18 protein-coding genes are annotated in these 20,682 nt (G+C 65.3%); 9 read left to right on the top strand and 9 right to left on the bottom strand.

The window, feature by feature from the left end; genetic code table 11:
- Positions 1-195: 195 nt before the first annotated feature.
- The 5 genes from IVB28_RS25090 to IVB28_RS25070 all read right to left on the bottom strand — a co-directional run bounded on the left by IVB28_RS25090 (position 196) and on the right by IVB28_RS25070 (position 5,005).
- Complete coding sequence (locus IVB28_RS25090; protein ID WP_247529743.1) at positions 196-1,074, bottom strand: alpha/beta hydrolase; 879 nt, start codon at positions 1,072-1,074, stop codon at positions 196-198.
- Positions 1,067-1,699 carry a LysE family translocator gene (locus IVB28_RS25085; protein ID WP_247529742.1) on the bottom strand — a complete coding sequence of 211 codons (633 nt, stop codon included), beginning with the start codon at positions 1,697-1,699 and terminating at the stop codon, positions 1,067-1,069. The genes IVB28_RS25090 and IVB28_RS25085 overlap by 8 nt, the downstream gene beginning before the upstream one ends.
- 74 nt (positions 1,700-1,773) lie before the next feature.
- Positions 1,774-3,036, bottom strand: coding sequence for a beta-ketoacyl-ACP synthase II (gene fabF / locus IVB28_RS25080; protein WP_247529741.1), 1,263 nt, complete (start codon positions 3,034-3,036; stop codon positions 1,774-1,776).
- A gap of 1 nt (position 3,037) precedes the next feature.
- Positions 3,038-3,553, bottom strand: coding sequence for a helix-turn-helix domain-containing protein (locus IVB28_RS25075; RefSeq protein ID WP_247530165.1), 516 nt, complete (start codon positions 3,551-3,553; stop codon positions 3,038-3,040).
- Between the two features lie 444 nt (positions 3,554-3,997).
- Positions 3,998-5,005: a polyprenyl synthetase family protein gene (locus IVB28_RS25070; protein ID WP_247529740.1), complete on the bottom strand. Its 1,008-nt coding sequence runs from the start codon at positions 5,003-5,005 to the stop codon at positions 3,998-4,000.
- A gap of 133 nt (positions 5,006-5,138) precedes the next feature.
- On the opposite strand from IVB28_RS25070, the gene IVB28_RS25065 reads away from it, so the two are divergent.
- The 6 genes from IVB28_RS25065 (at position 5,139) to glyS (ending at position 10,921) form a co-directional block, all read left to right on the top strand.
- On the top strand, positions 5,139-5,366 hold the full coding sequence (locus IVB28_RS25065; RefSeq protein WP_247529739.1) for a DUF2007 domain-containing protein: 228 nt from the start codon (positions 5,139-5,141) through the stop codon (positions 5,364-5,366).
- On the top strand, positions 5,359-6,123 hold the full coding sequence (locus tag IVB28_RS25060; RefSeq protein WP_247529738.1) for a methyltransferase: 765 nt from the start codon (positions 5,359-5,361) through the stop codon (positions 6,121-6,123). Before IVB28_RS25065 ends, IVB28_RS25060 begins: the two co-directional genes overlap by 8 nt.
- A gap of 214 nt (positions 6,124-6,337) precedes the next feature.
- The gene (locus tag IVB28_RS25055; RefSeq protein WP_247529737.1) at positions 6,338-7,246 is read left to right on the top strand and encodes a S49 family peptidase; all 909 of its coding nucleotides are present in this window, start codon (positions 6,338-6,340) and stop codon (positions 7,244-7,246) included.
- 104 nt (positions 7,247-7,350) lie between these two features.
- Positions 7,351-7,539 (top strand): hypothetical protein, encoded by a 189-nt coding sequence (locus tag IVB28_RS25050; RefSeq protein ID WP_247529736.1) that lies wholly within the window; start codon positions 7,351-7,353, stop codon positions 7,537-7,539.
- A 200-nt stretch (positions 7,540-7,739) separates the two neighbouring features.
- A complete protein-coding gene (locus IVB28_RS25045; protein ID WP_247529735.1) occupies positions 7,740-8,687 on the top strand; it encodes a glycine--tRNA ligase subunit alpha in 948 nt (315 codons plus the stop codon).
- Positions 8,687-10,921, top strand: a complete 2,235-nt coding sequence (gene glyS, locus IVB28_RS25040) for a glycine--tRNA ligase subunit beta (RefSeq protein WP_247529734.1) — start codon at positions 8,687-8,689, stop codon at positions 10,919-10,921. The genes IVB28_RS25045 and glyS overlap by 1 nt, the downstream gene beginning before the upstream one ends.
- A 248-nt stretch (positions 10,922-11,169) precedes the next feature.
- On the opposite strand, the gene IVB28_RS25035 is transcribed toward glyS, so the two are convergent.
- A complete protein-coding gene (locus IVB28_RS25035; protein ID WP_247529733.1) occupies positions 11,170-11,523 on the bottom strand; it encodes a DUF1236 domain-containing protein in 354 nt (117 codons plus the stop codon).
- A 230-nt stretch (positions 11,524-11,753) separates the two neighbouring features.
- Between IVB28_RS25035 and IVB28_RS25030 the strand changes: the two genes are divergently transcribed.
- The 3 genes from IVB28_RS25030 (at position 11,754) to IVB28_RS25020 (ending at position 16,922) form a co-directional block, all read left to right on the top strand.
- Positions 11,754-11,909, top strand: a complete 156-nt coding sequence (locus IVB28_RS25030) for a DUF3096 domain-containing protein (RefSeq protein ID WP_008562090.1) — start codon at positions 11,754-11,756, stop codon at positions 11,907-11,909.
- A 96-nt stretch (positions 11,910-12,005) separates the two neighbouring features.
- Complete coding sequence (ppdK, locus tag IVB28_RS25025) at positions 12,006-14,981, top strand: pyruvate, phosphate dikinase (RefSeq protein ID WP_247529732.1); 2,976 nt, start codon at positions 12,006-12,008, stop codon at positions 14,979-14,981.
- Between the two features lie 486 nt (positions 14,982-15,467).
- Entirely contained in the window at positions 15,468-16,922 is a 1,455-nt protein-coding gene (locus IVB28_RS25020; protein ID WP_247529731.1) for a cell wall hydrolase, read from the top strand.
- Between the two features lie 3 nt (positions 16,923-16,925).
- On the opposite strand, the gene nadC is transcribed toward IVB28_RS25020, so the two are convergent.
- From nadC to nadA, 3 genes are read right to left on the bottom strand one after another with little or no spacing between them, the layout of a single operon-like run.
- Positions 16,926-17,804 carry a carboxylating nicotinate-nucleotide diphosphorylase gene (gene nadC, locus IVB28_RS25015; RefSeq protein ID WP_247529729.1) on the bottom strand — a complete coding sequence of 293 codons (879 nt, stop codon included), beginning with the start codon at positions 17,802-17,804 and terminating at the stop codon, positions 16,926-16,928.
- A 19-nt stretch (positions 17,805-17,823) separates the two neighbouring features.
- Complete coding sequence (locus IVB28_RS25010) at positions 17,824-19,413, bottom strand: L-aspartate oxidase (protein ID WP_247529727.1); 1,590 nt, start codon at positions 19,411-19,413, stop codon at positions 17,824-17,826.
- A gap of 9 nt (positions 19,414-19,422) precedes the next feature.
- Positions 19,423-20,541, bottom strand: a complete 1,119-nt coding sequence (gene nadA, locus IVB28_RS25005; protein ID WP_247529725.1) for a quinolinate synthase NadA — start codon at positions 20,539-20,541, stop codon at positions 19,423-19,425.
- Positions 20,542-20,682: the final 141 nt, after the last annotated feature.

Below are 20,682 nucleotides of genomic sequence, written 5' to 3'. Positions count from 1 at the left end.
CCAAGGGCGCTGCTTAGCCGGGATGAGCCAAGCGATATCCCGGATTCTGCTTACGGCGTCATGTCGCTGCGCTCATGCGGGCTGCGACATCGCCGTCGGGTGAGCAAAGCGAAGCGTGCCCGCCAATCATTTGCTCAATCTCGCCGCTGGGTGGGCACGGCGCTGTCGCGCGTTGCCGAACCTACGGCAGCGGGGCTAGCCGGCGCTGTGCTCAGTTAGACCGAGAAATTGCCGGATCTCACTCAGCACCTCTTGCGGCTTGTCGTGCTGCAACCAGTGTCCGGCGCCGGAGATGGTCTCGACGCGGGCTTGCCGGAAATACCGCTCCAGGCCAGCTGATCTGGCACCGGCGAGAAAGCTCTCGCCGGCGTTCAACAGCAGTGTCGGGCAGGTAATGCGCGACCACAGCGCGACGTGATCATCAGGCCAGAGCCGGTGCGGCGCCGAGGCGCGCTGATAGGGATCGAACTTCCAGCTATAGCTGCCGTCCTCGTTTTGCCGGGCGCCGTGCGTGGCGAGATGCAGCGCGAGCTCGCGGGACAGACGCTTGTTGTGAAGCACCATCTGCGCCGCCGCGTCCGCGAGGGTCGCATAGCGGCGGGGTGTGCGGTCATGCAGCCTGTCGAGCTGGCCGACCCATTTGCCGATGCGCTCGTGCGCCGGCGGCTTCGGCGTGTCCGGCAACATGGTCACGCCGTCGAGCACGACCAGCTTCGAGACCTCTTCGGGGAATGACCCTGAAAAGATCAGGCTCACCATGCCGCCCATCGAGTGGCCGATGAGGGTTACCTGAGGTGCTGCGACAACGCGGACGAGCTGGGCGAGATCGTAGACATATTCGGTCAGTGCGTAGCTGCCGCCCTTGGTCCATTCGGAGTCGCCGTGGCCGCGCAGGTCGGGCGCTATCACGTGGAAATGCGGCTGCAGCGACCGCGCGATGACGTCCCAGCTCCGGCAATGATCGCGGCCGCCATGGACCAGAATGAGAGCCGGCGCGCTCTCATTGCCCCAATCGGCGTAATGCAGCCGCAGGCCGTGCGATTCATGGAAGCGGCTTTGCGGAGCGCTATCCATTCGCCGGCCGCCGCACCAGTGCCAGCGACAGGCCGAGACCTGCAATGAAGAGGCCGGAGCCCTGCGTGAGGCGCCGCATCAGATGCGGCCTGCCAACGAGCTGCGTGCGTGTTGCAGAGGCCATCAGCACCACGACGATATCGGCGAGCGTGTTCAACGCCACCGAGATCGCGCCGAACATGATGAATTGCAGCGTGGGGTTCGATCCCGTGGCATCGAGGAACTGCGGAATGAAAGCGAGGAAGAACGCGGCGGTCTTTGGGTTCAACGCCTCGACCAGCACGCCGTCGCGGAACGCACGCTTGTCGCCGACAGGTTCGCTCGCGAGCGACAGCGCGCGGCCGGCACTCCGGAACGTCCTGATGCCGAGCCAGACCAGATACAGCGCGCCGACGAACTTGACGGCCGCGAACAATTCGGCGCTCGCAAGGATGATTGCGGAGATGCCGAGGCCGCCCGCCACGACATGAACCAGCCCGCCCAGCGCCGTGCCCGCGGTCGAGGCAAACCCGCTGGCCCGCCCCTCGGACAAGGTCCGTGCCGCGACGTAGAAGATGCCGGGACCGGGAACGGCGGCAATGAGACAGGCAGCAGCCAGGAACAACCAGAAATTCGTTTCGATCATCCTGTTTTGGTAGCGCAGCGGACCGCGATTGCAAGTCTTCTAATTACAAGTCTTCTGGTGAGAAGGCCCTTCGCTTAATCCATGCGGCGGAAGATCGCGCTGGCATTCACCCTGCCGAAGCCAAAGCCGTTGGAGATGGCATGCTGCATCGGCATCGGCCGTGCGGTGCCGGCGACAATGTCGATGCCGTCAGCGCCCGCATCGGGGTTTTCGAGGTTGAGCGTCGGCGGCGCGATCTGGTCGCGCAAAGCGAGCACGGTGAAGATCGCCTCGAGGCCTCCGGCGGCGCCGAGCAGATGGCCGGTGGCCGATTTGGTGGCGCTGACGGCAATGCCGCGGTTGCGGCCGAACAACGCGCCGATCGCGCCGAGCTCGCTCTCGTCACCAGCCGGCGTCGATGTCGCGTGGGCGTTCAGGTGCTGCACATCCGTGGGCGCAAGGCTGGCCTGCCGGAGCGCGATCTCCATGGCGCGGCGGGCGCCGTCGCCATCGGGCGGGCCTGACGTCATGTGGTAGGCGTCCGCCGTCGTGCCGTAGCCGACGATCTCCGCGATCGGAGTCGCGCCGCGCGCGAGCGCATGCTCGAGCTCCTCAATGACAAGGATGCCGGCGCCTTCGCCCATGACAAAGCCGTCGCGGTCGCGATCGAATGGGCGCGAGGCGCGCGCGGGTTCGTCGTTGAAACCGCTCGACAGCGCGCGGGCCGCCGCAAAGCCGCCAAGGCTGACGAGGTCGATACAGGCCTCTGCGCCGCCGCAGATCGCGACATCGGCTTCGCCGGCGCGGATCATGCGCGCGGCATCGCCGATGGCCTGGACGCCGGCGGCACAAGCGGTGACCGGTGTGCCCAGCGCTCCCTTGTAGCCGTACTTGATCGAGACGTGGCCGGCGGCGAGGTTGGCCAGGAACGAAGGGATCGTGAATGGCGAGAGCCGGCGCACGCCGCGCTGCTCGGTAATGCGCACCGCTTCCGCCATCGCCGGGAATCCGCCGACGCCGGAGCCGATGATCGTTGCGGTCCGCTCCAGCGCTCTCGCGTCCTGCGGCGTCCATTTGGCCTGCGCGACCGCTTCCGCCGTGGCGAGCAGCGCGAACAGAATGAAGCGGTCCATCTTGCGCTGGTCTTTTGGCGCGGCGGCTTGCGTGGGATCGAAGCCGCCGTCGGCATCATCGGCCTTCTCGGGCACGAGCCCGGCGATGCGCGCGGGCAGCGCCTGCGCCCATTCGGGCAGCGCCCGCAACCCGCTTTGGCCGGCAAGCAGCCGACGCCAGGAGGTTTCAACACCACAGCCGAGCGGCGACACCGCCCCCATTCCCGTCACGACGATCCGACGCATGTCAGTCTCCAGCCGGCGCAACGGCCGGGTTCATGGCTTTGAGCGAAGCGAGCCGCGCGCGCATCCCGCGGCTGGCGCGCGGCCCTGCGATGACGACCGCATTGGCGAGCGTGATCGGACGCAGATCGGCGGCATCGACCACGACCGGATCGAGCGGGCGAACGTCACTTCGGTTCGCCAGCACGATGGACTCGCCCTTGGCGGCGAGATGCCTGTTGCCCCAGGCGAGCAGCGCCACGATCACGGGGAAGAAATCCCGCGCCTTGTCCGTCAGCACATATTCGTAACGTGGTGGCCGGTCGTGATAGCGACGGCGCACGAACATGCCTGATGCGGTGAGGTGGGCAAGGCGCCGCGACAGGATGTTCGGCGCGATGCCGAGGCTTTGCGAGAACTCGTCGAATTTGGTCGCGCCCTGAAACGCATCGCGCAGGATCAAAATGCTCCACCATTCGCCAACCGTCTCTACGGCGCGGCCGACCGGGCATTCCTGGATGGACGGGGATTTGGGCTGCATGTAGCGGAAAATAGGCAGGTGGCTTGCAAAATGCAAGTCACTCATCGGCGCAAACGTCGCCGGCGTGAGCCGAAGGACCGCGAGGCTGTTATCTTATTCGAGCGTGTCGCGGTGATCTGAATACGACTTGGGGAGCGAGGGGCGTGCGTCACACTCCGTCATCGCGAGAGCGCAGCGAAGCAACCCAGAATCGTTCCGCGCAGACACTCTGGATTGCTTCGCCGCGCTCGCACGATGTTGATGCAGTATGCGCTTGTATATCCCGGTCACCTCGCGGTGCTCGCCTGTTCGGCGGGCCTCAAAGGGCGACGGCCCGGCTGCAGCTCGGCCGTGCATCCTTCGAGGCTCGGCGCGCGAGCGCCTCCAGCGACAACCGCTTCGCGGTTGCGCGGGGATGACGGGCTAACAGGCGAGCGAAACGGCAGGAATTCCAGGCCGACAGCTTTAATGCGACCGCGCCAAACAAAACGCCACGACCTGCTCCAGCGCGCTCTTCATCGGCGAGGAGGGGAACAGCGCCAGCGCATCCACCGCCATGGCGCCATAGTGCTGGGCGCGGCTTAGCGTGTCCTCGAGCGCGCGGTGCTTGTTCATCAGGCCGATGGCGTGGTCGAGATCGCTGTCGCCGATCTCGCCGCGTTCCAGCGCGCGGATCCAGAACGCGCGCTCAGTGTCGTTGCCGCGGCGGAAGGCGAGCACGACCGGCAGCGTGATCTTGCCCTCGCGGAAATCGTCGCCGGTGTTCTTGCCGAGCTTGGCGCTCTTGCCGCCATAGTCGAGCACGTCGTCGACGAGCTGGAAGGCAATGCCGAGATTCATGCCGACCGAGCGGCAGGCGGTCTGCTCGGCCTTCGGGCGATTGGCGATCACGGGGCCGACTTCGCAGGCGGCGGCGAACAGCTCGGCGGTCTTGCCGCGGATCACGGCGAGGTATTCGTCCTCGGTGGTCGCGGTGTTCTTGGCGGCGGCGAGCTGCATCACCTCGCCCTCGGCGATGGTGGCGGCGGCCGCGGAGAGGATGTCGAGCGCGCGGAGCGAGCCGACCTCGACCATCATGCGGAAAGCCTGGCCGAGCAGGAAGTCGCCGACCAGCACGCTCGCCTCATTGCCCCAGAGCATACGCGCTGAAAGTTTGCCGCGCCGCATCTCGCTCTCGTCGACGACGTCGTCATGGAGCAGGGTGGCCGTGTGCATGAACTCGACGGAAGCAGCAAGCTTGATGTGGCCGTCGCCGCTGTAGCCGGCGAGGTTGGCCATGGCGAGCGTCAGCATGGGCCGCAGGCGCTTGCCCCCTGAGGAGATCAGATGGTTGGCCACTTCCGGGATCATGGTCACGTCCGAACCGGTCCGCGACAAGATCGTGGCGTTGACGCGCTCCATATCAGGGGCGACAAGGGCAACCAGCTCTTCGATCGACGCGCCCGGAGCTTCGAAAGGTACGATGACGGCCACGCCGGTCTCCAACATTTGCCCCGGAGGGGCTATTCTGACGGAAAGACAATAGAAACTGGCAGCGGATGCGGCAAGTGCCGCGGAACCATTGACATTTACCGCTTTTAGCCTCTTCAGGCAGGAGACCTGCGTTTTGCGTGAACTGGTTCGGACCAACGATTTGGTGCTGGTGTCGGCGATCGGCGCGCTGCTCGATGGCGCCAACATCCATCATCTGGTGCTGGACCAGAACATGAGCATCATCGAGGGCTCGCTCGGCATTTTGCCGCGGCGGATCCTGGTTCATGAGGACGACGCCCAGGAGGCCAGGGAGCTCCTCACCGAGGCCGGCCTCAGCCACGAATTGCGCGGCGATGAGTGAGGCCGCAAATATCACCGAGGACGCCTTTCTCGGGGGGCAGTTGCGGCTGAGGCAGAAGCGCTCCGGCCATCGCGCCGGGCATGATGCCATCCTGCTTGCGGCAGCGACTGAGGCCCGGGCAGAGGACCGCGTGGTTGATTTCGGCGCCGGTATCGGCACGGCCGGACTGGCGCTGGCCCGGCGTATTCCCGGTGTCAGGCTCAGCCTGGTCGAGATCGATCCGGAGCTGGCCGCGCTCGCGCGCGACAATGCGGCGGCGAATGCGATTGTCGCCGAGACGATCGTGCTCGACGTGGCGGCCGACGCGCAGGCCTTTGCGGCGAACGGGTTGACGCCCGATAGCGTGGACGTGGTGCTGATGAATCCGCCATTCAACGATCCGGCCCGGCATCGCGGCTCGCCCGATCAGGCGCGTCACACCGCGCATGTGGCGACGGAGGAGACGCTGCATGCGTGGGTGCATGCAGCGCGGCGCATCCTCCGATCGAATGGTGTGCTGACATTGATCTGGCGCGCAGATGGCATCGCCGATGTGCTGGCGGCGCTGTCGCGCGGCTTCGGCAGCCTCTCGATCCTGCCGGTTCACGGCGAGGCGGGGCGGCCCGCGATCCGCGTGCTGGTGCGTGCGGTCAAAGGCGGTCGAGCCCCGACGCGATTGCTGCCGGGCCTCATCCTCAGTGACGAGTCACGCGTGCCTAAAAGCCAGACGACGGAAATTCTGGAGGGGAGAGCGGCCTTGCCGCTGGTGGAACCGTGACGGCTTACTGCGGAAGCGATTCCGACTGCTGCTCTTGCGGGGACGTCAGGCGGATCGCCATGAACAACGCACCAATCAGCAGCATCAGCAGATAGATTTTCATGGTGTACTCCGCTGCCTCATTGCAGCCTCCCAACCGGAGATCCGCAAAACACGTTCCAGGCACTTCCAATGACACTCGCGTGATAAGAAATGGTTAATCAGAGGTAATGGCATGGCCGAACAATTGAACGATCGTGAGAGTTCCGGCCTGGCCGACAAGCTCATACAATATCTTCCGGCGCGGTTCCGCCCGGGCACGGCGGTGGTGCCGGTGGTGCGACTCTCAGGCGTGATCGGCGCGGTGACGCCGCTGCGTCCGGGCATGACGCTGGCGGGAGTCGCGCGCGTGCTGGAGCGGGCGTTTTCGTATCGGAACGCCAAGGCCGTGGCGCTGGTGATCAACTCGCCCGGCGGCTCGCCGGTGCAGTCGCGCCAGATCTATCTGCGCATCAAGCAGCTCGCGGCGGAGAAGAAGCTGCCGGTGCTCGTGTTCGTCGAGGACGTCGCGGCGTCCGGCGGCTACATGATCGCATGCGCGGGCGACGAGATCATCTGCGATCCGTCCTCGATCCTCGGCTCGATCGGCGTGGTCGGCGGCAGCTTCGGTTTCCAGGAGGCGATCAGGCGGCTCGGCATCGAGCGGCGCCTGTACACCGCCGGCGCACACAAGGCGATGCTCGATCCGTTTCTGCCTGAGAACCCCGACGACGTCGCCAAGCTGAAGGCGATCCAGCGCGAGATCCACCAGATCTTCATTTCGCTGGTGAAGGACAGTCGCGCGACGCGGCTCAAGGGCGACGACGACACCCTGTTCACGGGCGAATACTGGGCCGGCGAGAGCGCGGTCGCGCTGGGCCTTGCCGACAGCATCGGCGATCTCCGCTCAACTCTTCGTGCCCGCTATGGCGAGAAAGTTCTCACCCCTGTGATCGCCCAGCCGACCGGGCTGCTGTCTGGCCTATTGGGGCGGAAATCGCCCGGCGCGGGCCAGCTTTCGGCCCTGGAATCGATGGCCGGCTTGCCGGACGAGCTGATCTCGGCGGTCGAGACGCGGGCGATTTGGGCGAAATTCGGGTTCTAGCGCTGGCGCTCCCGCGCCATTTCGCCCGGTCGGCGCCAATTGCGGCGCAAGCCCATCTGCGCAACAATGCGCGTGGGGGCTGAGCACGAGACAAGGATCGACCGATGCCGCCGTTCGTCGCTTTTGCGGGCGTTCTGGGTGGGCTTGCCGTGGTCCGATGGGCCTACAAGACCGCTGTCCGGATCAATCAGGAACTGGAGGAGATGCGCCTGTCGCGCGTCGCCGAACCCGCTCATAGGGAACGTCCGACGCTGAAACGTGATCCCGCGACCGGAGCCTACCGGCCGGGTTAGCCGGTGCCTTTCCGAAACGACGTCATTCCGGGGCGATGCAAAGCATCGAACCCCGAATCTCGGGATTCCGGGTTCGCGCATCGGGCGCCCCGGAATAACAGACGTTGAGGCCGCTTTCCGCCCCTTTGCCTTGATTCCCACCCCCGCCGTCGATACGGTCCCGCGCGATTCAAAACCCCCCGCGAGAGCCTGATCTGACGATGGACGCCTCATTGCCCGCCCATATGCGCCCGGAACGCTCGTTCCAGGGCTTCATCCTCGCGCTCCAGCGCTTCTGGGCCGAGCAGGGCTGCGTGATCCTGCAGCCCTACGACATGGAGATGGGCGCGGGCACCTTCCATCCGGCGACCACTTTGCGCGCGCTCGGGCCAAAGCCCTGGAACGCCGCCTATGTACAGCCCTCGCGCCGGCCCAAGGACGGCCGCTACGGCGAGAACCCGAACCGGATGCAGCATTACTACCAGTTCCAGGTGATCATGAAGCCGTCGCCGCCGAACCTTCAGGAGCTGTACCTGAAGTCGCTCGCCGCGATCGGCATCGATTCCGCCGTGCATGACATCCGCTTCGTGGAGGACGATTGGGAGAGCCCGACGCTGGGCGCCTGGGGCCTGGGGTGGGAGTGCTGGTGCGACGGCATGGAGGTCAGCCAGTTCACCTATTTCCAGCAGGTGGCCGGCTTCGAATGCGCGCCGGTGGCGGGCGAGCTCACCTACGGGCTCGAGCGCCTCGCGATGTATGTGCAGGGCGTCGACCGCGTCTACGATCTCAACTTCAACGGCCGCGACGGCGATGCCAAGGTCACTTATGGCGACGTCTTCCTGCAGGCCGAGCGCGAATACTCGAAGCACAATTTCGAAGTAGCCGACACCGCGATGCTGTTCGAGCAGTTCAAGATGGCCGAAGCTGCCTGCCGGAAATATCTCGACGCGGGTTGGCAAAACAATTCGCAGTCCGGCAAGCGCGAGGCGCATCTGATGGCGCTGCCCGCCTATGACCAGTGCATCAAGGCGAGCCATGTCTTCAACCTTCTGGACGCGCGCGGCGTGATCTCGGTGACGGAGCGGCAGAGCTACATTTTGAGGGTGCGCGAACTGGCAAAAGCCTGCGGCGAGGCCTGGATCCATACTGAAGCGGGCGGAGCGGCCTGATGCCCGATCTTTTGCTTGAACTGTTCTCGGAAGAAATCCCCGCGCGCATGCAAGCCAAGGCGGCCGACGATCTGCGCCGCATGGTCACCGACAAGCTGGTCGCCGAAGGCCTCGTCTACGAGGGCGCGAAGGCGTTCGCGACGCCGCGCCGGCTTGCGCTCACCGTGCACGGCATCCCCGCGCGCCAGCCCGATCTCAAGACCGAACGCCGCGGCCCGAAAATCGGCGCGCCCGATGCGGCCGTGCAGGGTTTTCTGAAAGCGACAGGTCTGAAATCGCTGGATGAAGCCAAGATCCAGCGCGACCCGAAGGGTGATTTCTACATCGGATTGATCGAAAAGCCCGGCCGCGATGCAATCGAGGTGCTCGCGGAAATCCTGCCCGTGATCATCCGCACTTTCCCTTGGCCGAAATCGATGCGCTGGGGCGCGCGTTCCGGCAAGCCCGGCGCGCTGAGCTGGGTGCGTCCGCTGCACGCGATCACCGCGACTTTCGGGCTCGAGACCGAAGAGCCGGATGTCGTGAAGTTCGAGGTCGACGGCGTCGAGAGCGGCAACACGACCTATGGCCACCGCTTCATGGCGCCCGCCGCAATCTCGGTGCGCCGCTTCGAGGATTATGAAGCGAAGCTGAAGGCTGCAAAGGTCATCCTCGATCCGCAGGCGCGCAAGGACATCATCTTTGCCGACGCCAAGGAGCTGACTTTCGCGCAAGGGTTTGAGCTGGTCGAGGATCAGGTTCTGCTGGACGAGGTCTCGGGTCTCGTCGAATGGCCCGTCGTCATGGTGGGATCGTTCGAGCCGGAATATCTCGCGATCCCGGACGAGGTAATCCGCGCCACCATTCGCAACAACCAGAAGTGCTTCGTCGTCAAGGATCCCAAGACAGGCAAGCTGACCAACAAGTTCGTCCTCACGGCGAATATCGAGGCGACCGACGGCGGCAAGGTCATCGTATCAGGCAACGAGCGCGTGATCCGTCCGCGCCTGTCGGATGCGAAGTTCTTTTACGAGACCGACCTGAAGACGAAGCTCGAGGGTCGGCTGCCGAAGTTCGAACAGATCGTGTTCCACGAGAAGCTGGGAACGCAGGCCGCGCGCATTAAGCGCATCGAGCGCTTGGCGGCCGAGATCGCGCCACTGGTCGGCGCCGACGTCGCTAAGGCGACGCGGGCCGCGCATCTTGCCAAGGCGGATTTGCTGACCGAGGTCGTCGGCGAATTCCCCGAGGTGCAGGGCCTGATGGGCAAGTACTACGCGCTCGCGCAGGGCGAGGACGCCTCCGTCGCGGCCGCGTGCGAGGAGCACTACAAGCCGCAAGGCCCCGCCGATCGGGTGCCGACCGATCCGGTTAGTGTCGCGGTGGCACTCGCGGACAAGATCGACACGCTTGTCGGCTTCTGGCTAATCAACGAAAAGCCGACCGGTAGCAAGGACCCTTATGCCCTGCGACGTGCAGCGCTGGGAGTTTTGCGGATTATTGTGGACAATCAGCTCCGACTTGAGTTGCTTCGCATATTTTTTGCTCACCTTGCAGTGGTCAAATTCCAGATGGATGGCGAGGCGATCGATCAGTTGGATTATCCGACCTTGATGGACATCGGGCAAACCGAGTTCGTTCCGTTCGATGAGGCCAAGAAGATCGCTCAAGAGGTTCGCGATCATGGTGCTCCGGCAGGGCTAACCTTGGGGAACATGGCTCCAGCGCTGGGCGACCTGATGGTCTTTTTTGCGGACCGGCTAAAGGTTCAGTTGCGCGAACAGGGTGCTCGGCACGATCTGGTCGATGCTGTGTTCGCGCTCGGAAGTCGGGGTGACTTTGTCAAAATTGTCCACCGCGTCGAAGCGCTCGGCAAGTTCCTGGATACGGAAGACGGCAAAAACCTGCTTGCCGGAGTTAAGCGTGCCAACAACATTCTCTCGATCGAGGAGAAGAAGGACAAGCGCACGTTCAATGGAGCATCGGATCCCAGCCTTATGGCCGATCCAATTGAAAAACACCTTTGGGGGACTATTCAAAGCACAGTTGCAGATGCGAAGTTACATGTTGCAGCCGAGGATTTCGAACAGGCAATGGAGTCCCTATCGACCTTGCGAAGCGCGGTCGACGCGTTCTTCGAAAAAGTTCGCGTCAACGACGACGATGCGAAGGTGCGCGAGAACCGCCTGAAGCTGCTGAACGAGATCCGCAGCGCCACGCGAGCGGTGGCGGATTTCTCGAAGATCCAGGATTGATCTCGTGCCCGGACGCAGCGCAGCGCCACTTGGCGGTGCGCTGCGGAGCCGGGGCCCATGCTGGCCGCATGCGCGGAGCTTCTTGTTCCCGGGTCGCGCTTCGCTTGCCTGGGACACGAGATAAAAGTGCCCCGCCCGGCGGGGGGAAGACCGGGCGGGGCCTGATGTCCGATTTATATTGCTCGCGCCAGCCTGATTGAAGTGACGCGCCGGACATCTAGTCGATCAGTGCTCCTTGTCGATCGGTGCTAGTCCAACACCTCGACGATGCGGCGCGAGCGCGGCTCGACCAGCACGGTCTCGCCGTTCACGACGGTGTAGCGATGGGTGGTGGCGCCGAAGCGTTGCGGCACGTCGTAATAGGTGACGCCCGCCTCGGGTAATGTGGTGCCAACTACGACGCGATCGGGAATGCTGAAGGCCGGTACACGCTGCTCGACGACGTACTCGCGGAAGGCCGGCCGCTGCTCGACTGCGATGGTTGGGCCGCTTTCGACCACGGCAGGCGCGCGTCCCACGGTGACACCGCTTTGCGCATGCGCCGCAAGGGGCGAGCCGATCGCGGCAGCGAGCGCTGCAAGAGCAAGAATCCTGTTCCGCATGGACAACTCCTTCGACGTGATTTTATTTTCGGACGCGCCGGTGGCGCAGCCGATTGGCCAATGCATGCACCCTTCGCAATGTTCCGGGAAAAGGCCCGCCGCATTCGCGGCAATTTCAGGCAGTTTTCGTGGGTGCCGGAACTCGCATGCCTGTTGCGCGTCTCTACTCGCGGAACCGGGAGGGCTATGATCCGCCCGCGATTCGTCTCACCACCACAGAAAGATAGTTCATGCACATCACCGTCGCCCACATTTCGCCGATCCTGTCGTTGATTGCGGGCGTGCTCATCCTGATCATGCCGCGGCTCCTCAACCTGATTGTCGCGATCTTCCTCATCGTGAACGGCGCGATCGGGCTCGGGCTCCTGAAGTGGCTCCGCTTCTAGGCGTTCATTTTCCGGAACCGTCCGACTTGCGCGGGCCCGCCCAAAATGGTGTAAGGCCCGCGAATTCCCATTCCTCTCGCAGGTTGTGTGCAAGCTATGGCCAAAGCCGCCTCGAAGCCCAAGAAGATCCTGGCGAAAATCCCAGCGAAATCAAAGTCCTCCGCCGCCGCAAAGGCCGCGACGCCGGCCCGCAAGGCGCTGGCCAAGAGCGCGCCGAAGCCGGTCGCCAAGGCCGCTGGAAAGCCTGCCGCCAAGCCCGGTGCCAAGCCCGCTGCAAAGCCGGCGGCAAAGGCCGTGACCAAGGCGGCTCCGCCGAAGGTCGCTGCGAAGCCCGCACCGAAGCCCGCACCGAAGAAGGCTGCGCCCGCCAAGGCCGCGCCAGCCGCCATCAAGGCCGGCAAATGGGTGTACACATTCGGTGACGGCAAGGCCGAAGGCAGCACGGAGATGCGCGACCTGCTCGGCGGCAAGGGCGCGAACCTTGCCGAGATGGCCAATCTCGGCCTTCCCGTGCCTCCCGGCTTCACCATCCCGACCTCGGTCTGCACCTACTTCTATGCCCACGACAAATCCTATCCGAAGGAGTTGCAGGCACAGGTTGAGAAGGCGCTCGACCATGTCGGCAAATTGACCGGCAAGGTGTTCGGCGACACGAAGAACCCGCTGCTCGTTTCGGTGCGCTCCGGCGCCCGTGCCTCGATGCCGGGCATGATGGACACCGTGCTCAACCTCGGCCTCAACGACCAGACTGTTGAAGCGCTGTCGGAATTGTCGGGCGACCGCCGCTTCGCCTATGACAGCTATCGCCGCTTCATCACCATGTATTCGGACGTGGTGCTCGGCTTCGAGCATCATCACTTCGAGGAAATTCTCGACACCTTCAAGGACGGCCAGGGCTACACGCTCGACACCGACCTCACCGCCGACGACTGGGTCCAACTGGTCGGCAAGTACAAGGACGCGGTCGCGCGCGAGACCGGCAAGGACTTCCCGCAGGATCCGCACGACCAGCTCTGGGGCGCGATCGGTGCCGTGTTCTCATCATGGATGAACGCGCGCGCGGTGACCTACCGCAAGCTGCACGACATTCCGGAATCCTGGGGCACCGCCGTCAACGTGCAGGCCATGGTGTTCGGCAATATGGGCGAGACCTCGGCAACCGGCGTTGCGTTCACCCGCAATCCCTCGACCGGCGAGAGCAAGCTCTACGGCGAGTTCCTGATTAACGCGCAAGGCGAGGACGTGGTGGCGGGCATCCGCACGCCGCAGGACATTACCGAGGAAGCGCGCAAAGAATCGGGCTCGGACAAGGCGTCGATGGAAGCGGCGATGCCCGAGGCCTTCAAGGAGCTGACGCGGATCTACACGCTGCTCGAGAAGCACTACCGCGACATGCAGGACATGGAGTTCACGGTGGAGCAGGGCAAGCTGTGGATGCTGCAGACCCGCGGCGGCAAGCGTACCGCGAAAGCGGCGCTGCGCATCGCAGTCGAGCTCGCCAATGAAGGCCTGATCACCAAGAACGAAGCGGTCACCCGCATCGATCCGGCTTCGCTCGACCAGCTGCTGCATCCGACCATCGATCCCAACGCCAAGCGCGACGTCATCGCGACCGGCCTGCCGGCTTCGCCGGGCGCTGCCTCTGGCGAGATCGTGTTCTCCTCGGATGAAGCGGCCAAGCTTCAGGCCGATGGGCGCAAGGTCATCCTGGTCCGCATCGAGACCAGCCCGGAAGACATCCACGGCATGCACGCCGCCGAAGGCATTTTGACTACGCGCGGCGGCATGACCTCGCATGCGGCGGTGGTCGCGCGCGGCATGGGCAAGCCCTGCGTCTCCGGCTGCGGCACCATCCGCGTCGATTATGGCCGCGGCACCATGAGCATCGGCTCCCGTACCTTCAAGACCGGCGACGTCATCACCATCGACGGTTCGCTCGGCCAGGTGCTGGCCGGACGCATGCCGATGATCGAGCCGGAGCTCTCCGGCGAGTTCGGCACGCTGATGTCCTGGGCCGACCAGGTCCGCAAGATCGGCGTCCGCGTCAATGGCGATACGCCCGAGGACGCGCGCACCGCGATCAAGTTCGGCGCGGAAGGCATCGGCCTGTGCCGCACCGAGCACATGTTCTTCGAGGAGACCCGCATCCGCACCGTGCGCGAGATGATCCTCTCGGAGGACGAGCAGTCGCGCCGCGCCGCGCTCGCAAAACTGCTGCCGATGCAGCGCGCCGACTTCGTTGAGCTGTTCGAGATCATGAAGGGTCTGCCGGTCACGATCCGCTTGCTCGATCCGCCGCTGCACGAATTCCTGCCGCACACCCATGCCGAGGTCGAGGAAGTGGCGCGCGCCATGAACACCGACCCGCGCCGCCTCGCCGACCGCGCCCGCGAGCTCTCGGAGTTCAATCCGATGCTCGGTTTCCGCGGCTGCCGTATCGCGATCGCGTACCCCGAGATCGCCGAGATGCAGGCCCGCGCGATCTTCGAGGCCGCGGTCGAGGCTGAGAAGCGTACCGGCAAGGCCGTTGGCCTCGAGGTGATGGTGCCGTTGATCGCCACCAAGATGGAGCTCGACCTCGTCAAGGCGCGGATCGATGCCACCGCACAGGCGGTGATGCGCGACACCAACACCAAGCTGGCCTATCAGGTCGGCACCATGATCGAGCTGCCGCGCGCCTGCCTGCTCGCGGCCGAGATCGCACAGTCGGCGGAGTTCTTCTCGTTCGGCACCAACGATCTCACGCAGACGACCTACGGCATCAGCCGCGACGACGCGGCGAGCTTCCTCGGTCCCTACGTGACGAAGGGCATCCTCTCGGTCGATCCCTTTGTGGCGCTCGACCAGGAGGGCGTCGGCGAACTCGTCAAGATCGGCGTCGCACGCGGCCGCAAGACCCGCCCGAAGCTCAAGGTCGGCATTTGCGGCGAGCACGGCGGCGATCCCGCCTCCGTCGCCTTCTGCCACGCTATCGGTCTCGACTACGTCTCCTGCTCGCCTTACCGCGTGCCGATCGCCCGCCTCGCCGCCGCGCAAGCCGCGCTCGGCAAGGCGATCGCAAGCCAGGCGTAAGACAGAACTAAATGCTGGAATGAAAGGGGCGGGGCGAAAGCTCCGCCTCTTTTTGTTATGCGCGGCGCGCCACTCCTCATTGCGACCGCAGCGACTTGTCCGCCGAAGCTTTGGCGAAGGCCGAAGCAATCCTGGAATCCCTCCGCGGAGACAGTCGGGATTGCGTCGTCGCGAGAGCTCCTCGCAATGACGGCGGGGAAGCACTTCGCGCAAACGACGGGAACCGGCGCGCGTCCCGTAATGATACGCGGCAGCAAGAGTTCCTTCACCATTCGCGTTGACCGGTTGTTTACCGCTTCACGTGAGGACGTGTTTACCACTCTGCGCGGTCGCCCCGTGAAAACACCCGTGTTCGCTTGAGTGTGCCGCACGCGCAACGCCGATTAACGCCCCGGCAACCTAAATTAGATACTTACGATAAAGGTCGAATTGCACGGATGTACTGCGGCTCGATTTTTCTGGCGTAAGCGTAGCGTGAGCGTAACGATGTCAGTGTTGCGTAACCATCCGAAGGGCGCGCGGTTCGCGTCCTTCGGAATCGGTCTCTGCATCTTCGCATTGATGCCGAGAGAGACCGGCTATCAGGACATTGCCTCTTTGCTGGCGCGCCAACCCGGCGTCGCCGAGCGTTGGCAGAAGCAGGTGTTCTCCGCGGCGTCGTCCATTCAGCTCGCCACCTACAGTTTTTCGCGCCCGATCGGCACCTCCGTTCCGCAGAGCGCGATGGTTCGCCTCGCAAGCATCGACGGCCGCGACGTCACCGGCGCGATCAGCCGCAATCCGGCGCTGCAGGCCCCGCCGCGCTACCACGCTTCCGACTTTCCCAAGGTCGATCGCTCCATGAAGGGTGATCGCCTCGCAACCGTCACCCCGGCTCAGGCTCCCGAAACGGCCACGCCTGCTGCGGCGCCGGCGCAGGAAGATCCCGCGACATCGAACAGGTCGGTGTTCGGCACCAAGACCGCCGCGTTGCCACAGGCGATGTCGCCGGAGTCCGCGGCCACGCTCGACCCCGAGCTGCAGGAAGCGCTGCGCGCACCGCCGCTGCCGCAATATGCCAATCCGCCGCAGGCCGGCGACGCTACGCGCGGGTTCGCCGTCCAGCCGCTCGAAGCGCTGAAGCAAGCGACTGTTCCGGCCGCTCCGGCGCGCGATCCTTTCCGCGTGCAGACCTCGAATCTGTTCTTCGGCAGCTCCGCGCTCGGCGGCAATCTCGAGAGTATCGAAAGCTGGCAGCCCGGCGCCGAGCCGCTGATCGTGATGCCCGACCGCGACATGAAGGTGACGGCCTCGCTGTCGCCGCCCACAGTGGACATTGCCAAAGCCATCGAGAGCGGCGAGAGCGTCGCGCCGAAGGGCGAGGTCAACGCCGACAACCAACGCACCAGATCACCGGTGGAACGGCTGGCGCTCGACGACAAGTCGCGCGCGAAGTCCGAGAAGTGCCTCGCGGAAGCGGTGTACTTCGAGTCCCGCGGCGAGGCCGTCCGCGGCCAGATGGCGGTGGCGCAAGTCGTGATGAACCGGGTGTTCTCCGGCAAATATCCCGACACGGTGTGCGGCGCAGTCTATCAGAACAAGCATCGTCATCTCGCCTGCCAGTTCACCTTTGCCTGCGACAACAATGCCGACGTGATCCGCGAGCCCGAGATGTGGGAGCGCGCCAAGAAAATCGCAAAAGCCATGCTCGATGGCCAGATCTGGCTGCCCGAGGTCGGCAAGTCCACGCACTATCACGCCTATTGGGTGCGCCCGTCCTGGGTCGCCGAGATGAAGAAGATGTACAAGACCGGCGTGCACACCTTCTACCGCCCGCGCGCCTGGGGCGACGGCAGCGAGGAACCAAGCTGGGGCACGCCGGCCCAGACCGCCGCGCTCTCCGCCGAACTCGCCCAGCAAGCCAAGAGCTCTGCGGAGATGGGCGCTACGGAGCGCAGGTAGTCCTCACGCCTCGATATCCAGCGCGCAGTCGAAATTCGGCGCCGAATGCGTCAGCGCGCCGGCCGAAGCATAGTCGACCCCGGTGGCCGCGATCGCCGCGATCGAGTCCAGCGTGACGCTGCCGGACGCCTCCAGCTTGAGGCGCCCCTCGTTGAGCCGGACTGCGTCCCGCAATGTCGCTAGGTCCATGTTGTCGAGCAGCACGGCGTCGGCCAGCCCGGTGTCGAGCACCTCGCGCAATTGCGCCAGCGTGTCGACCTCGATCTCGATTTTGACGAGGTGGCCGGTATGGGCGCGGGCACGCTCCAGCACCGCCCTGACGCCCCCGGCAACCGCGATGTGGTTGTCCTTGATCAGGATCGCATCATCCAGACCGAAGCGGTGATTGAAGCCGCCGCCGCAGCGCACCGCGTATTTCTCCAGCGCCCTGAACCCTGGCGTGGTCTTGCGCGTGCAGCAGATGCGCATTCGCGTGCCTTCGATGCGGGCGACATAGTCTGCCGTGAGCGTCGCGACGCCCGACAGGCGGCCGACGAAATTCAGTGCGGTCCGCTCCGCAGTGAGAATGGCGCGCGCAGGGCCAGAGATCGTCAGCAGCTGCTGCCGTCGGGCAACGCGTGTGGCGTCACGGACATGCGCACGCACCTCGATATCCGGCGAGAGCTTGCGCAATGTCGCCAGCGCCAGTGGCAGGCCTGCAATCACGCCGGGCTGGCGCGCGACCAGGACCGCCTCTGCCCTGGTCGCATCCGGGATCGCCGCAAGCGAGGTGATGTCGCCGGCGCGGCCGAGGTCCTCGTCGAGCGCGCGCTGCACGGCTTCGTCGATGACGAGCGGCGAAAGAAAGGCGTCGGGGTTGAGCAATGAGTTCGGGGTGATCATGGGGAACTCCGTCAGGCGATCATGGGGCTGCGCGCGGCAACGCGCTGAGGCTTTCTGCGATCTCGCGCGCCGTAGCGAGCGAGGTCATCGTTCTCTGCGCCAGCGCTGGGATTTCGGCCGGATGGTCGGCGCGGAAATGCGCGCCGCGGCTTTCGCGTCGGCGCCATGCCGAGGCCGCGACGTGCAGGGCCGAAATCGCCATGTTGCGGAGCGTGATGCTCGTTGCCTCGCGATCGAGCGCGGCGAAGTGGTGCACGGCATCGGTGAGACCGTCGCCCTCACGGACCACGCCGACATGCGCGCTCATCATCGCCCGCAGCCGCTGCACGACCGCCGGATCCGGCGAGCCGCCGCGCGGTGCGAGCGGTGCGTCGGGAAGGCGGGCGGGCGAGGGCAGCGTACGGCCGGCAATGTCGTCGGCAATTCGTGCGGCGTAGACCACGGCCTCGAGCAGCGAATTCGAGGCGAGCCGATTGGCGCCGTGTGCGCCGGTCGACGAGACCTCGCCGCCGGCCCAGAGCCCGTCAATGGAGCTGCGGCCGCGTTCGTCCACCGCGACGCCGCCCATATGGTAGTGTGCGGCAGGCGCGATCGGGATGATTTGCGTCGCTGGATCGATACCGGCGGCGATGCAGCTCGCATGGACGGTCGGAAATTTGTCCGCGAAGCGCGCGCCCAGCGCCTGCCGCGCGTCGAGAAAGGCGCCGCGGCCGGCGGCGATCTCGGCGAACACGCCGCGCGCCACGATGTCGCGCGGCGCGAGCTCTGCGAGCGGGTGGCGCGCCGCCATGAAGCGTTCGCCTTTGCCGTTGATCAGCGTCGCGCCTTCGCCGCGCAGCGCTTCGGTGGCGAGCGGTGCCGGATCGCGTCCGACACTGATGGCGGTGGGGTGGAACTGGACGAATTCGGGATCGGCGATCACGGCACCGGCGCGCGCCGCGATGGCGAGGCCGGATCCGCTGGCCTCGGGCGGATTGGTCGTGACCGCATAGAGATGTCCAATGCCACCGGTGGCAAGCACCACCGCGCGCGCGGCGAGCAGGAGCGGCGTCGCCGACGGGTTGACGGTCTCGCGCAGCTGAAGGCCGGCGACGGCGCTGGCCTCGGTCAGGAGGGCTTCAGCGACGAGACCTTCGATGACACGGATCGACGGCGTGCGGCGCACCGCTTGGCTCAAGGCCGCGATGATCGCCGCGCCAGCCCCGTCGCCCCGCACATGCACGATGCGCCGGGCGGAATGTGCCGCTTCGCGTCCGACGGCGAGCCTGCCTTCGAGATCGCGGTCGAACGGCACGCCATAGGCGAGGAGATCATGAATGCGCGGCGCGGCCTCGCGGGCGATCCCGAGTGCGACGGCCGCGTCGACGAGGCCGCCACCGACCGCGACCGTGTCGGCTGCGTGTGCTTCCGGCGTGTCGCCTTCGGCCACCGCCGCGGCGATGCCGCCTTGCGCCCATGCGGATGACGCGCCCTGGCCGAGCGGCGCGGCCGAGATCAAGGTCACCGGCCGCGGCGCGAGCTTCAGCGCGCAGAACAGTCCGGCAAGGCCGCCGCCGACGATGATGATGTCGTCGGTGCTGCGGGCGAGGTTGTGGATGTTGTGTTGCATGCTGTGCTCTCAATTCTTCAGATTGATCATCCGCTCCACCGAACGCCGCGCGCGCACTGCCAGCGCGGGATCGACCGTGACCTCCTCGCGGAGCGTCAGCAGGCTCTCCAGGATGTTCGCGAGCGTGATGCGCTTCATGTGCGGGCAGAGGTTGCAGGGGCGCAGCATCTCCACGTCGGGGAGCTCGGCGCGGACATTGTCGGCCATCGAGCACTCCGTGATCATCACCAGCCGCCGCGGCCGCTTTTCGCGTACCCAGCTGATCATGTGGGCGGTCGAGCCGGTGAAGTCGGCTTCCGCCAGCACGTCCGGCGGGCACTCCGGATGCGCGATGATCTGCACCGAGGGATCGGCCTCACGAAACGCGCGCAGTTCTTGGCCGGTGAAGCGTTCGTGCACCTCGCAGGCGCCCTTCCAGGCGATGATCTTCACGTCGGTCTGCGAGGCTACGTAAGTTGCCAGGTAGCGATCGGGCAGGAAGATCACGCTTCGAGCGCCGAGGCTCTCGACCACCTGCACCGCGTTTGACGAGGTACAGCAGATGTCGACCTCGGCCTTCACCTCCGCGGAGGTGTTGACATAGGCGACGACCGGCACGCCGGGAAATCTTTCGCGGAGCAGGCGGACGTCGGCGCCGGTGATGCTTGCGGCGAGCGAGCAGCCGGCGCGCATGTCGGGGATCAGCACCGTCTTGTCCGGGTTGAGCAGTTTCGACGTCTCCGCCATGAAGTGCACGCCGCACTGGACGATGATGCCGGCCTTCACCTTGCTGGCTTCGACGGCGAGCTGAAGCGAATCGCCGCCGATATCGGCGACGCAGTGGAAGATCTCCGGAGACTGATAATTGTGCGCGAGGATCACCGCGCCGCGCGCGCGCTTCAGCTCGTTGATCGCATGGATCGTCGGCGCCAGCAGCGGCCACTCGATCGGTGGGATCACGTGCTTCACACGTTCATAGAGCGGCGCGGTGGCACGCGCGATCTCCGGCGTCCATGCCAGCGAGGGCGTCGGCAGCGGGGGGCCTGTTCGTGCCGGTGTGGCACGGGGAGTGGCGGTGACTTGGCTCTGAGGTTGGCCCTGGGGCCGGTTGGCAAAGTCGTCCGGACCGTAAATTCCAGAGATCGGCATCGAGGCCTCCCTTGCAGGCGATTATACTCATACTGAGCATATGCGAGGCCTGATTGATCCGGCCGAGAGGCCGCCGCGGACTTCGTCAAGGATCTAATATACTCACTTTGAGCAAATCACAAATAACACGCTCTCCTGATC

The sequence above is a fragment of the Bradyrhizobium sp. 199 genome (genome assembly GCF_023073355.1).
Taxonomy (GTDB): domain Bacteria; phylum Pseudomonadota; class Alphaproteobacteria; order Rhizobiales; family Xanthobacteraceae; genus Bradyrhizobium.
Note: the sequence above shows the minus strand (reverse complement) of the source record. Positions and strands in the feature narration are given on the sequence as shown.